This is a genomic window from Phaeobacter sp. CC-HEC084 (assembly GCF_059429255.1).
Window position 1 is genome coordinate 2,317,000 of sequence record NZ_JCAIJQ010000002.1, and the last position, 12,682, is coordinate 2,329,681.

Annotated in this window: 15 protein-coding genes; 4 read left to right on the forward strand and 11 right to left on the reverse strand. The window is 61.5% G+C overall.

Annotated elements, in window-relative coordinates:
- Positions 1 to 14: 14 nt before the first annotated feature.
- The 4 genes from AC5SSZ_RS11265 to AC5SSZ_RS11280 all read right to left on the reverse strand — a co-directional run bounded on the left by AC5SSZ_RS11265 (position 15) and on the right by AC5SSZ_RS11280 (position 2,687).
- Positions 15 to 875 carry a hypothetical protein gene (locus tag AC5SSZ_RS11265; RefSeq protein ID WP_495438225.1) on the reverse strand — a complete coding sequence of 287 codons (861 nt, stop codon included), beginning with the start codon at positions 873 to 875 and terminating at the stop codon, positions 15 to 17.
- A 57-nt stretch (positions 876 to 932) separates the two neighbouring features.
- Positions 933 to 1,817 (reverse strand): PhzF family phenazine biosynthesis protein, encoded by an 885-nt coding sequence (locus AC5SSZ_RS11270; protein ID WP_495438226.1) that lies wholly within the window; start codon positions 1,815 to 1,817, stop codon positions 933 to 935.
- A 226-nt stretch (positions 1,818 to 2,043) separates the two neighbouring features.
- Positions 2,044 to 2,268 (reverse strand): DUF1150 family protein, encoded by a 225-nt coding sequence (locus AC5SSZ_RS11275; protein WP_495438227.1) that lies wholly within the window; start codon positions 2,266 to 2,268, stop codon positions 2,044 to 2,046.
- A gap of 5 nt (positions 2,269 to 2,273) precedes the next feature.
- A complete protein-coding gene (locus AC5SSZ_RS11280) occupies positions 2,274 to 2,687 on the reverse strand; it encodes an Hsp20 family protein (protein WP_197492324.1) in 414 nt (137 codons plus the stop codon).
- Positions 2,688 to 2,864: 177 nt separating this feature from the next.
- Here AC5SSZ_RS11280 and AC5SSZ_RS11285 point away from each other — a divergent pair, with 177 nt between their 5' ends.
- From AC5SSZ_RS11285 to AC5SSZ_RS11295, 3 genes are all read left to right on the forward strand, one after another.
- Entirely contained in the window at positions 2,865 to 3,089 is a 225-nt protein-coding gene (locus AC5SSZ_RS11285) for a YdcH family protein (protein WP_065272897.1), read from the forward strand.
- A gap of 354 nt (positions 3,090 to 3,443) precedes the next feature.
- Positions 3,444 to 3,944: a 5-(carboxyamino)imidazole ribonucleotide mutase gene (purE, locus tag AC5SSZ_RS11290; protein WP_495438228.1), complete on the forward strand. Its 501-nt coding sequence runs from the start codon at positions 3,444 to 3,446 to the stop codon at positions 3,942 to 3,944.
- The gene (locus AC5SSZ_RS11295) at positions 3,937 to 5,013 is read left to right on the forward strand and encodes a 5-(carboxyamino)imidazole ribonucleotide synthase (protein ID WP_495438229.1); all 1,077 of its coding nucleotides are present in this window, start codon (positions 3,937 to 3,939) and stop codon (positions 5,011 to 5,013) included. Before purE ends, AC5SSZ_RS11295 begins: the two co-directional genes overlap by 8 nt.
- Positions 5,014 to 5,126: 113 nt before the next feature.
- Here the strand turns inward: AC5SSZ_RS11295 and AC5SSZ_RS11300 are convergent, their stop codons facing one another.
- The 7 genes from AC5SSZ_RS11300 to AC5SSZ_RS11330 all read right to left on the reverse strand — a co-directional run bounded on the left by AC5SSZ_RS11300 (position 5,127) and on the right by AC5SSZ_RS11330 (position 11,446).
- A complete protein-coding gene (locus AC5SSZ_RS11300) occupies positions 5,127 to 6,278 on the reverse strand; it encodes an alpha-D-ribose 1-methylphosphonate 5-triphosphate diphosphatase (protein ID WP_274835151.1) in 1,152 nt (383 codons plus the stop codon).
- Complete coding sequence (locus AC5SSZ_RS11305; RefSeq protein ID WP_274835062.1) at positions 6,265 to 7,050, reverse strand: alpha/beta fold hydrolase; 786 nt, start codon at positions 7,048 to 7,050, stop codon at positions 6,265 to 6,267. The genes AC5SSZ_RS11300 and AC5SSZ_RS11305 overlap by 14 nt, the downstream gene beginning before the upstream one ends.
- A gap of 51 nt (positions 7,051 to 7,101) precedes the next feature.
- The gene (locus tag AC5SSZ_RS11310) at positions 7,102 to 7,974 is read right to left on the reverse strand and encodes a DMT family transporter (RefSeq protein WP_274835063.1); all 873 of its coding nucleotides are present in this window, start codon (positions 7,972 to 7,974) and stop codon (positions 7,102 to 7,104) included.
- A 36-nt stretch (positions 7,975 to 8,010) separates the two neighbouring features.
- Positions 8,011 to 8,370 (reverse strand): hypothetical protein, encoded by a 360-nt coding sequence (locus AC5SSZ_RS11315; protein ID WP_274830147.1) that lies wholly within the window; start codon positions 8,368 to 8,370, stop codon positions 8,011 to 8,013.
- 188 nt (positions 8,371 to 8,558) lie between these two features.
- Positions 8,559 to 10,208 carry a chaperonin GroEL gene (groL, locus tag AC5SSZ_RS11320; RefSeq protein ID WP_065272892.1) on the reverse strand — a complete coding sequence of 550 codons (1,650 nt, stop codon included), beginning with the start codon at positions 10,206 to 10,208 and terminating at the stop codon, positions 8,559 to 8,561.
- A gap of 66 nt (positions 10,209 to 10,274) precedes the next feature.
- Positions 10,275 to 10,562 carry a co-chaperone GroES gene (locus AC5SSZ_RS11325; RefSeq protein WP_065272891.1) on the reverse strand — a complete coding sequence of 96 codons (288 nt, stop codon included), beginning with the start codon at positions 10,560 to 10,562 and terminating at the stop codon, positions 10,275 to 10,277.
- 218 nt (positions 10,563 to 10,780) lie between these two features.
- Positions 10,781 to 11,446, reverse strand: a complete 666-nt coding sequence (locus AC5SSZ_RS11330; protein WP_495438340.1) for a DUF2161 domain-containing phosphodiesterase — start codon at positions 11,444 to 11,446, stop codon at positions 10,781 to 10,783.
- A 115-nt stretch (positions 11,447 to 11,561) separates the two neighbouring features.
- Here AC5SSZ_RS11330 and AC5SSZ_RS11335 point away from each other — a divergent pair, with 115 nt between their 5' ends.
- On the forward strand, positions 11,562 to 12,545 hold the full coding sequence (locus tag AC5SSZ_RS11335; RefSeq protein WP_495438230.1) for a TraB/GumN family protein: 984 nt from the start codon (positions 11,562 to 11,564) through the stop codon (positions 12,543 to 12,545).
- Positions 12,546 to 12,682 lie beyond the last annotated feature (137 nt).

Consider the following 12,682-nt stretch of genomic DNA (forward strand, 5'->3'; position numbering starts at 1 on the left):
GGAGCATTGCCGCCTTAGAGGCTGTCGCGCAATGCCTCCGCCGCGCGGAGGAACAGATCGCCATAATGCGCCGCCGCAGGTTTGGCGGCGCGCAGGGCGGGCAGACGCCGGGCGTAATCCTCTGCACTGATACTGCGGACCGCCCGCTCCATATCCGCCAGATCATTGCAGAGGATCATGCCCTCAGTGTCGAAGAAACCCCCGATATTCGGACAGCCCCAGTAGATCGGCACAGTCTCGCAGAGGATCGCATCGATCAATTTCTCGGTGAAGCAATTCGGCTCCTGCACATTTTCGATAACCACCGAATAGCGGAAGGAGGCAAGACCCTCTGATTTATGCTCGAAAGGCGCGTAACCACGGCCCAAAATGCGCGCATCGGGCATGTTTTTCTGCAGGTATTCAACCAGCTGATGCCGCAGCTTGTGCCCGGGATGGTCGCGTTTGGCCGAGGCGATCAACGACAGATCTAAGGTCTTTTCAAGATCCAGATCCTGCCATTCCGGCACCCAGGTGGTTCCAAAGGGCAGGAACAGCCCGTTGGGCAATCGCGCGAGAAGATCCGGATCATAGGTAAAAACGCGGAAGAACCGCCGATGGCTGAGCCGCAGCAGACGATGGTGTAACGCCGACATGATCTTCGGCTCCATCACCATCAGCGACAGCTGCGCGCGGCAATACCAGTTTAGCTGAAAATGCATCGCCGTCTTGGCAAAGACGATCAAATGATCCGCCGCGGTCAGATCGCCAACGCTGCCGCCCTGCAGCCGGTCGGGGCAGCCCAGTGGCCAGTGCAACTGCGCCAGCGGCATCTGCGGCAGCCCCCGATCAAGTTTCTGGCCGTAGGGTAGGATAGCAATCGCAGGCTCAGTCATGGCAACCGCTCCAGCATGGGAGGCAAGAGAACTCAGAACTCAATCACATGCTCCCATTTACAAATGCAGCGGAAGATCGACCTCTCCCCGCATCAGAACAAATCCCTTTCCGGCAACTTTTACCCCCGTCAGCGCCTCTGCCGGTCCCACACGGGTCACACGCGCCTGCCCCGGCCGCCCCAGCCCGTGCCCCTGTTCAGCCACGAAGCTGTCCTTGGGCATCAGCCCGTGCCTCCACAGATAGGCCGCCATCGCGCCGGTTGCTGAGCCAGTAAAGGGATCCTCCGGTGGGCTCGGCGGCGCCATCAGCAGGCGGGAAAAGGTATCCCCTGCCTCTGTGGCGCCATCCAGCGTCACCAAAAAGGGCTCCATCATGTCGATCCCATCAGCGCCGAGCTGTGCCGTCAGCCGGGCAAGGGCATCAAGATCCAGCCTTGCCGCCTCTAGCGCGGCGCGGTCCTTCAGCACGGTGACGCAAAAGGGCAAGCCGGTCGACACTTTCTGCGGCTCACCGATAATGGCTTCGGGCGGCAGGGACACTGCTGCCGCAACCAGGGCCGGATCCGGCTGCGGGCCGAACTCTGGCGCCACCTGCGTCATCTCGATCAGGTCGCCCTCGATCTGCACCGGAACAATTCCCGCGCCGGTTTCCAGCGTCACCGAGGTGCCGTTGATCAGCCCGCGATCCTTGAGCGCGGCAACGGTGGCGATGGTAGGATGACCGGCAAAGGGGATTTCGCGGCTGGCCAGGAAATAGCGCACTTTGAAATCCGCCACCTGCGACGGCCCGGTAAAGGTGCATTCGACCAGAGAAGTCTCCCGCACGAAGGCGGTGCAGACCTCCACCGGCAGGCTGGCCCCCTCATGCACGACCGCGCAGCCATTGCCGCCAAAGGGGCGATCCGAAAACGCATCCACCCAGTCAAAAGAAAACGATGTCATGATATCAAACGCCCCAAACCGCTGTTTTACCGGGACGTTACCGGCGCAGAGAGCAATGATCCAGCCGCGAAAGCCCGTCGGGGACACGACTTGCGCCTCAACAGCCGTTTTGGACGATTATTCTCCCGTTCTCTCGCGGGAGGTTTCTGGAAGCTATCCAAAGGCATGACTGCCCCGCCACCGCGGGGCAATCCGAGGGGCGCATTCGCGCTCCTAAAGGATTTGTTCAGTGCACCGTCACCGGCGACAGGTCATTCTGGCGGGCCAGAACAAAGGCCATGCGGCGGTCTGCCACCAGCGCCAGCTGTTCGCCTTCGGCGTCATGTACCGCGTAAAGCTGCTTGTGACCCCTGGCACCGGCCTGCACATCCTCGGGCAGGTCCGCAACATCAACCGCCTTGACGTAGACGATCCGCTTGCCGGTTTCGTTGAAATCAAATGGTGTATGCATGTCTCTTACCCCTTTCGAATATTGATGGTCTGAACCACGGTTTCCGGGCGGGCACGGGTCAGGTCCACGTGCAGCAGACCATTCTCCATCAGCGCCTCGCCCACTTCGACCCCGTCGGCCAGCACGAACATGCGCTGGAACTGACGCGCGGCGATGCCCCGGTGCAGGAAGACGCGGCCATCGCTGTCGTCGCGCTGACGGCCACGGATGACCAACTGGCGGTCCTCGACGGTGATGGAAAGATCCTCTTCGGCAAACCCGGCAACGGCCAGGGTAATGCGATAGGAATGATCCGAGGTCTGCTCGATATTATAAGGGGGATACCCCTCGTTGCCGGATTTGGCCGAGCGTTCCAGAAGGCGTTCAAGCTGCTCAAACCCCAGCATATGCGGGTAAGAGCCCAAGGTAAGTTTCGACACGTGTTACGTCCTTTGTTCGAAAGCGACGGATAGTCTTGCGGCCCCAACAGGCGACCGCTCTTACAGAATATGGTAAGTTCTTTTGATTACTCAAGAGCGTGGACGCATAGGTCTAGCCGAAAAGCCGTTAACGAAGTATCTTGAACCCCGCATCTTTCACCAGCCTCCGAGTCGCCAATGAACGCCCCTACCGATATCTCGATGAAGACCGACGACGTCCTCAAGGTTGAGCTTGAGGTGTTCCGTAGGCAGCACCGGGATCTGGACGAGGCGATCACCGCCCTGCAGGAACGCGGCACCGCAGATCAGCTGACCATCCGGCGGCTGAAAAAGCAGAAACTGGGCCTCAAAGACAAGATCGCCCTGATCGAAGATCGGCTGACACCGGATATCATCGCCTGACCCCGCTGCGGGCTGCCTGACACTTGGTAACGGCCCCGCCGTCCGGTGAATTCCTCCCCCCTGACGCCACGGAGCTGCGCCCAAGCAATAGCTGGTCAACCGAACAATCACTCTCGCGCTTTTTGCAGGTCGGCAGCGATGCTGCCGCAGGCAAACTCCTTGGGCCCAGCAGCGCGCATGGGCGCGCTGCGGTCACGCAAACCGGTAGCCTGGGCCCCCGGGCGTTTCCGCGCCGACACAGCCTTATTTTGCCCGCATTGCCGCATTGCACCATGCGCGTCTTCGACTATAGTGCGCGCTCCTTCCACCCCAGCAGGTCCCATGCAGGCCTGCGGCATGACAGGACCGGATCACATGCCTGAAACCACCGCTGACATCAAAGTGGGCATCATCATGGGCAGCCAGTCAGACTGGCCCACCCTGAAAGAGGCCGCCACGATTCTGGATGAACTGGACGTGCCCTACGAGGCAAAAATCGTGTCGGCGCACCGCACCCCTGACCGGCTCTGGACCTATGGCAAGAGCGCGGCAGAGCGCGGTTTGCAGGTCATCATCGCAGGCGCTGGCGGCGCGGCGCATCTACCCGGCATGGTCGCATCGAAAACCCGCGTTCCGGTGGTGGGCGTCCCGGTGCAGACGCGGGCGCTGTCGGGCGTGGATTCGCTTTATTCCATCGTGCAGATGCCCAAGGGCTTTCCGGTTGCCACCATGGCCATCGGCGCCGCTGGTGCGGCCAATGCCGGGTTGATGGCCGCTGGCATCCTCGCCCTGCAGGATCCCGCGCTTGCCACCCGTCTGGACGACTGGCGCGCAGCCCTTTCTGCCTCGATCCCGGAGGAACCCGTCGATGACTGATCCTTTGCAGCCCGGCGCAACAATCGGAATTCTCGGCGGGGGTCAGCTGGGGCGCATGCTGTCAGTTGCGGCCTCCCGCCTTGGCTTTAAGACGCATATTTTTGAACCTGGCGCCAACCCGCCCGCAGGCGATGTGGCTCACATGGTCACCACTGCTCCGTACGAAGATGAGGCCGCGCTGGCCGCCTTTGCCGCCTCGGTGGATGTCATCACCTATGAATTCGAAAACATCCCCACCGCGGCTCTGGATGTGCTGGAGCAACACCGCCCGATCCGCCCCGGGCGCGAAGCCCTGCGTGTGTCGCAGGATCGGCTGACGGAAAAGGCCTTCCTGCAGGACCTGGGCCTGCAAACCGCCCCCTTTGCCGATATCCCGGATCAGGCCGCACTGGACGCGGCGCTGGCAGAGATCGGCGCGCATGCGATCCTGAAGACGCGACGCTTTGGTTATGATGGCAAGGGGCAGGCGCGGATCATGACCGCCGAGGACGCCGCACCCGCGCTGGCCTCGCTCGCCGGTGCGCCTGCCATTCTCGAAGGGTTTGTCAATTTCACCCATGAAGCCTCGGTGATTGCCGCGCGCAGCCCTAGCGGCGAGGTCGCCTGTTTCGATCCCGGCGAGAACGTGCACCGCGACGGCATCCTGCACACCACTACCGTGCCTGCCCGCCTCAGCCAGAGCCAACGCATGGATGCGGTGCTGATGGCGGCGAAGATCCTGAACGCGCTCGATTATGTCGGCGTCATGGGGGTCGAGCTCTTCGTCACCCCCAAAGGGCTGGTGGTCAACGAGATCGCGCCGCGCGTCCACAACTCCGGTCACTGGACCCAGAACGGCTGCGCGGTGGATCAGTTCGAACAGCACATCCGTGCAGTGGTCGGCTGGCCGCTGGGCGACGGTCAGCGGCACAGCGATGTGGTGATGGAGAACCTGATTGGCGACGACGTTACCCGTATCCCCGATCTGGCGCGGGAGCGCGATTGCGCCTTGCATCTCTATGGCAAGGCCGACGCCAAACCCGGGCGCAAGATGGGCCATATCAACCGGGTCATTCGCGCGCAGAAATAACACTTCGCCAGCCGCACGCATCCGAAATTCGCCAATGGCGGGTTTCGGGCGCAGCACCGAGGGCCCGCCAGCCGGGCGTGAGAGGCTGCGCTCCCCCCCTACCCGTTTGAAGGTTAGCCTAGAAAGCGCGCTGCGATATCGCCGCTCATATAGCTGACGCGCCCGCCCGACAGGGTTGCCGCAACCCGCTGGCTGTCTTTCTCAAGGATCACCACATCGGCGCGTTTGCCTGGCGCCAACTCTCCGCGATCCTCCAGCCCCAGAACTTCGGCAGGGCCCTTTGAAACCAGATCCCAGGCCCCTGCCAGATCCAGCAGCCCGCTACGGGCCAGCATCAGCGCAGCGCGGCGCGGGCTTGGATAGTGATAGTCCGAGGCAATCGCATCACAGAGCCCCATGGCGATCAACTCAACCGCAGACACGTTGCCCTTATGCGAGCCACCCCGCACCACGTTCGGGGAGCCCAGAATGATATGATCGCCCCCGGCCCGTGCCGCCTCTGCCGCTTCCAATGTTTCCGGAAACTCGCTGATCCGCACACCGCGACCCCGCCATTCGGCCCGCATGGCCGCGTTTTGGTCATCATGGCTTCCAAGACGCACGCCCATAGCGCCAAGTTCGGCGCAGATCGCATTCAGGGCAGCAGGCACCTCATCCGATCTGGCGTGCATATCCTGCAGCATCTGCCAGTGGACCTCCGGGTTGCGCCCCGCCTTCAGCGCCTGCCCCACAAGCCGGGGCGGCTTCTTTCCCGCTGCCAGCCGGTCATGCGGCAGGTGATCATTGAAAACGACATAGCCCACTCCGGCCGCCGCAATACGCTGAGGCAGGCCCGCGTAGTCATCCAGCATATGAGTCTCGAACCGCAGCTGTGGTAGGATATCCGTCACTACCCGGTCCCGCACAGCAGTGATCGCAGCAAAGACCTGGTCGGCATAGTCCGGCGCGCGCAGCCCGCCTTCCCAGCTGTGGAACTGCGCCAGAACCGCCGTGGTGATACCGTTGGCAGCCAATTCTGCCTCGGCAGCGATCACGCCCTCGCCCATCTGCTTCATCGCGCCGCGCCGGGGGGCGAGATGGCGTTCGAACCCGTCGCCGTGCAGGTCGATGATGCCCGGCAGTACCAGATAGCCAGACAGATCCACCGCGCGACCGGCGCGATCCGCGACGATTGCCCCCTCCGCGAGAGAGAGTTCCGCGCCCGGCACCAGCCCCTCAGGCAGCAGCACATCGGCGCCCTGCAGCGTCAGTTCAAGTGTCATCAGCTCCCGGCTCCTTTGCCGCCTTGTCGGTACACGCGCCCTCATCGCACAGGCCGTCGGGCAGGCCAAGCACCGCATCAAGCCAGGTGATCTTGGGATCGAACCGGCCATGCTCCAGAAAATGTAGCGCCTGGGCGATGACCAGCGGATTGTTCATCATGAATGTATGGGTGACCGGCAGTACGATGTGATCGGCCATCCCTTTGAGCCTGGTGCTTTGAACCGAAACCTTGCCATCGTCCTGACCGGGAATGAGACTGGACCACACCGGGTTGAGCGAGCGGTTCCCCGCTATAATCCCCAAGGGGAAATCCGCAGGCGGCAGCCGGTTCGGCAGGCTCTCCGGCCCGGTGCCCAGCTGCAAACCCGCCGGTCCGTGCAGCAGGCCAAACACCTCCCAGTCGCCCAGTTCGTCCACCAGTTCGCTACCATGGTTCGGAGGCGCTAGCATGACAACGCGGCCCAGATTTTCCGGTCGGTTGTCCTGCAGCCATTGTCGCACCAGAATGCCGCCCATCGAATGGGTAATCAGATGCACCGGCTGATCGCCGCAGGCCGCAAAGGCATCAGGGAGCGTCTGTTCGGCCAGCACGGCCACAGGTTCCTCGGTCGAAGGATAGCCCGGGCTCTGCACGGTGATGCCGCGCCCCTCCAGAACCTGTTCCATCACCGAGAAGGACGATTCCGTGCGAGCCAGCCCGTGCAGCAGGATGGCGCAATCCGCCAGAGCGGGCAGAGGCAGCAACAGGGACAGCGCTGCAAGAACAGGGGACATAAGACGTTTCATGCAGATCAGATAGACATGCACCGCGCCAGCGAAAAGCCCCTATCGCGCGCGCGGTGCGCTCCAGATCACCAGGGCAATCCCGCCAAGGACCGCACAGGTTCCCAGCGCCAGCCGCAGCCCCACGGGTTCGGCCAGAAAGACAAAGCCTCCCAGAATGGCAATGATCGGGACGCTCAGCTGGATCGTCGCAGCGACCGCAGGCTGCAATTCCGGCAAAACACGGTACCAAAGCGCATAGCCCATCCCCGAGGTGACAGCCCCGGATATCACCGCCAGCAGGATACCTTCGGGCGAGACATGAAGCGATGCCGCCGCAAACAACATGAAAGGCAGCATCATCAGGGTTGCGACCACAAAATTCATCGCGCTGGCCCGCAAAGGATCGCCCGCGCCGCGCCCAAGCAGGGTATAGGCCGCCCAGCCCAGACCGCTGAGCGTCATCAGCGCAGCAGCCCCCGGCGGCACCTGCACCGGGCCGCTGGGCCAGACCACATAGGCGAGACCCGCAAACGCCACCAAGGCTCCCAACACCTGACCAGCCGTTGTCCGACTGCCACGCAGCGCGCCCCAGCCGAACATGGAAATCTGCACCACGCCAAACAGAACCAGCGCGCCAAGACCAGCATCAAGTCCCTGATAAGCGAGACAAAATCCAATCATATAGAGGGTCAGAGCCGCCCCGCCCAGCAGGGCGTCTTTCCATGCTGCGACCGGCGTCTCCCCCGCCCTCTTGCTTCGTGACCGGGCCGCTTGCAGCGCGACCAGAAGCACCAGGGCTACGGCGCCAGAAGCAAGGCGCAGCAGGCCAAAGCCCATCGCATCCATATAGCCCCAGCCGATGGCCATGCGGCCCAGAACCGAATTCGCCGCAAAGGCAATCAGGACGAGCAGAACCAGAACAACGAGTTTCATCACCGGCCTCCGTTTCAGGCCGGAATGACCCGCCTATCAGTTCAGAATACGCAGGTCGGTATCACCGTATCCGCAGGTGTAGCAACAGTCATTGCACCTTTGTGAATTGTTGAGACCGACACCCCAGTACTTGTTGCTGTCGCCGCGCACCCAGGCGCCATAGCAGATCGTCTCGCCGGTCTCACAGCTGAGGCTATATTCGCGCACATCGTAGTCGTCGACGATATAGACCTGACCGTCTCCGGGCCAGGCACGGCGATAGTCCTGACTGTAGAATTCCAGACTTACGATATGCGGATAATCGCTGCGGATCGTCCATTTCAGACTGTCCGCCTTTGCTGCCTCGACAGCTCCAAAAGTGGCAGCAACAACCGCCAGCAATGCCAATCCCTTCATCACGTCCCCCAGTGCACAATTTTTTGAACGGGTTCAGCGTACGGGACAACTTCGAAGAAAATCAAAATATTTCGATATTGGCGCAGGTCTGGAACGAAAAACGGGCAAGGAGGCACACTCGCTCCCCCAAAAAAAGAAAAAGGGGCCGCCCGAAGGCGACCCCAAATCATCCGGTTGGATGGCGTGACTTACATCATGCCGCCCATGCCGCCCATGCCGCCCATGTCGGGCATGCCGCCGCCAGCTGCGCCATCTTTCGACGGCTTGTCAGCAACCATGGCTTCGGTGGTGATCAGCAGGCCTGCGATCGAGGCTGCGTCTTCCAGTGCGGTACGGGTCACTTTGGCCGGGTCGATCACGCCGAAGGAGAACATGTCGCCATATTCTTCGGTCTGAGCGTTGAAGCCGAAGTTCTTGTCGGAGCTTTCGCGGACCTTACCGGCCACAACCGCACCGTCGACACCTGCGTTCTCGGCGATCTGGCGCAGCGGCGCTTCGATAGCCTTGCGCACGATCACGATACCGGCGTTCTGGTCGGAGTTTGCACCTTCCAGACCTTCCAGCGCCTTGCCGGCCTGAACCAGAGCAACACCGCCACCGACGATCACGCCTTCCTGCACGGCTGCGCGGGTCGCGTTCAGAGCATCGTCCACACGGTCTTTGCGCTCTTTCACTTCGACTTCGGTCATGCCGCCGACGCGGATCACGGCAACACCGCCTGCCAGTTTGGCAACGCGCTCTTGCAGCTTCTCACGGTCATAGTCCGAGGTGGTTTCTTCGATCTGGGTACGGATCTGAGCAACGCGTGCTTCGATCTCGGCCTTCTCGCCTGCACCGTCAACGATGGTGGTCTCGTCTTTGGTGATCTCGACTTTCTTGGCGGTGCCCAGCATGTCCATGGTCACGGACTCGAGCTTCATGCCCAGATCTTCGGAGATAACCTGACCGCCGGTCAGGATCGCGATGTCCTGCAGCATGGCCTTGCGGCGATCACCGAAGCCCGGCGCCTTGACGGCTGCAATTTTCAGGCCGCCGCGCAGTTTGTTGACAACCAGAGTTGCCAGCGCTTCGCCTTCGACGTCTTCGGCGATGATCAGCAGCGGTTTCTGCGATTGGATGACCTGCTCCAGCAGCGGAACCATCGGCTGCAGGGAGGAGAGTTTCTTCTCGTGCAGCAGGATCATGCAGTCGTCGAGATCTGCAATCATCTTGTCCGGGTTGGTGACGAAGTAGGGCGACAGGTAGCCACGGTCGAACTGCATGCCTTCGACCACGTCGGTCTCGGTTTCCATGCCTTTGTTTTCTTCGACAGTGATGACGCCTTCGTTGCCGACTTTCTGCATCGCGTCTGCGATCTGCTGGCCGATTTCGGCTTCGCCGTTCGCGGAGATGGTGCCAACCTGAGCGACTTCAGCGGAGTCGTTCACCGGGCGAGCCATTTCTTTGATGCCTTCAACGACTTTGGCGGTTGCCATGTCGATGCCGCGCTTCAGGTCCATCGGGTTCAGACCAGCAGCAACCTGCTTCAGGCCTTCGCGCACGATCGCCTGGGCCAGGACGGTTGCGGTGGTGGTGCCGTCACCGGCTTCGTCGTTGGTGCGGGAAGCAACTTCCTTCACCATCTGGGCGCCCATGTTTTCGAACTTGTCTTCCAGTTCGATTTCCTTGGCAACCGAAACACCGTCTTTGGTGATGCGCGGTGCGCCAAAGGATTTGTCCAGAACCACGTTGCGGCCTTTGGGGCCCAGGGTCACTTTGACAGCATCAGCGAGAACGTTCACGCCGTTCAGCATCTTGTTGCGGGCATCGGTGTCGAATTTGACGTCCTTAGCAGCCATATCTGTTTCTCCTCGAGAAAATCTGTAGTTGTCAGCGATAAAGGGGGATCAGAGAAGCCGGTGGGCTTACTCGATGATGCCCATGATGTCGCTTTCTTTCATCATCAGCAGCTCTTCGCCGTCGACGGTAACTTCTGTGCCGGACCACTTTCCGAACAGGATGTTGTCGCCGGCTTTGACGGCCATTGCGATCAGCTCACCGCTGTCTTTGCGGGCGCCTTCGCCGGTGGCGACAACAACGCCTTCGGAGGGCTTTTCCTTGGCGCTATCGGGGATGATCAGCCCGCCAGCGGTTTTCTCTTCGCTTTCGGTGCGGCGCACCAGCACACGGTCATGAAGCGGTTTCAATGCCATCTTTGCAGCTCCTTAATAGGCTCAAAGGTTGTTATATCTGGTCTGCCCCTGCTCCCCGCAGAGGCGTTATCACTCACACCCAGTGAGTGCTAACGGAGCAATAGCTAGGCAGCGGCCTGTGCCGAGTCAACAGGTTTGATGCAAGAAAATTGGCCCGCCGCACGCGAAAAATTCGGATGCCGCCATGCAGCAAAACGACGGGCAGCGCGCGGACCTGATCAAGAAAGACTGTGATCCCAGTCCGCTAACCCGGTGCGCCCCTGTTCGCTCAGCTGGTAGATGCCTTTTTCGACCTTGGTGAACCAGCCATAATGATTGTCCCGCATCAGCGTCGTGGCGCGTCCGACGCCGGTTGCCCGCGCCACCTCGGCACCCTTGCAGGCACCATTCTCAGCCAGATGTGCGGCACAGATCAGGGCATCCTGACGATAGGCCGTAACGATTCCATGGCGGGTGGCGCCGCCTGCATTCGGATCCCCGCGCAGCCGGTCGAATTCGCGCAGCAAGCGCTGTTTGCGGACCTTGGATTTGCGCGGCGCATAGGGACCGGGATCGCATTGCACCTCGACGCGGCCATCGGCCAGCACCGTGATCAGCCCAAGGCCAAGCCGACGGCATAAGGACAGGTTGTCCTTCAGCGTCCGGCGCGCCTGTTTCCCCTTTGGCTTGGGCACCGCGATATAGACCAGATCAGTGATCCCCTGCCGCGCCACGGCCTGATGGAACAGCGACAGCGAGAAGCGCAGCTTCAGCTCCACGATGACAGGATTCTCATCCCCGCGCCGCGCCACCACATCGGCGGCGCCGACCTCTCCCTTCACCTCATACCCCTGCCGTTCCAGCAGCGCCTTGATGGGGGGATATAGCTGTTCTTCTTTTTCCATGCCCGCAGCATAACCAGCGATGACAGCAAGAAAAACCACAGAAGCCAGATCGCGTCCTGCTTGTCGTGCGTGCCGCCCGCCCATAGCATGAGGGCCACAGACAAAAGGACATACCATGCGCGCCTTCCTCCTTCTTTTCCTCTGCCTTCTGCCCGGTGGGGTGTTTGCGGCCTGCGGCGGCAACGACCTTCGCCTGACGCTGAGCCCGGCCGAGCGCGAACAGATCCAGGCCGACCTCGCCGATGTGCCCTTCAAGGAAGGCAACCACTGGATTGCGACCAAAGGCACCCGCCGGGTGCATGTGATTGGCACGATGCATCTCAATGATCCCCGCATGGAGAAGATCACCAAAGATCTGAGACCACTGATCACCGGCGCCGACACGTTACTGCTTGAAGCGACGAGCGCAGATCAGGCCGCCATGCAGAAACAGATGGGGAAAACCCCATCCCTGTATCTGATCACCGAAGGCCCCTCCCTGATCGACCGCATGGGAGAAGAGGACTGGGCGCTGCTCTCTGAACGCAGCGCGGCGCGTGGCATTCCGCCCTGGATGGCTGCCAAGATGCGCCCCTGGTTTCTGTCACTGTCGCTTTCCCTGCCGCCGTGCCTCAAACAGAAGGAGCAAATCAAAGACGGCATGGACCGGCGTCTGGAGATGCTGGCGCATGAAAACGGTGTTGCGACGGCATCACTCGAAGACCCGCTGACGGTGATCGAAACGCTGAACCTGCACCCGCTGGGCGAACAGGTCCGGCAGATGCGCGCCACATTATCGATGTACGGAAACGGCAGCCCCGATGATTACCACACCATGGCGGAAAGCTATTTCGACGAAGAGGCCCGATTCTATCTCGCCTTGGCCAAGCAGCGTTTTAAAGCCGACACCAACCTGCCCGCCGCCGAGGCCGAGGCTCTCTGGGCCGAGGCGATGCAACTCCTGATCCGCGAGCGCAACCACAACTGGGTCCCGGTGATCGAGGCTGCCGATGGCGACCGCATCGTCGTTGCCGTCGGGGCGCTGCATCTTCCGGGACCGGATGGCGTGCTGAACCTGCTGGCCAAACAGGGGTATCATCTGCAACGCGCCGCGTTCTGACACCTGACTGGCGTAACCTGCATTCAGGTGATACGGGTTCCTGTGCGACCTTTCGCCCAAAACCGTGTCCCCGGCGCCTCCTGCATGGCCGCCCCGCAACAGCTGCAACGCTGGCGGGGTGACAAACCTCCCTGCCC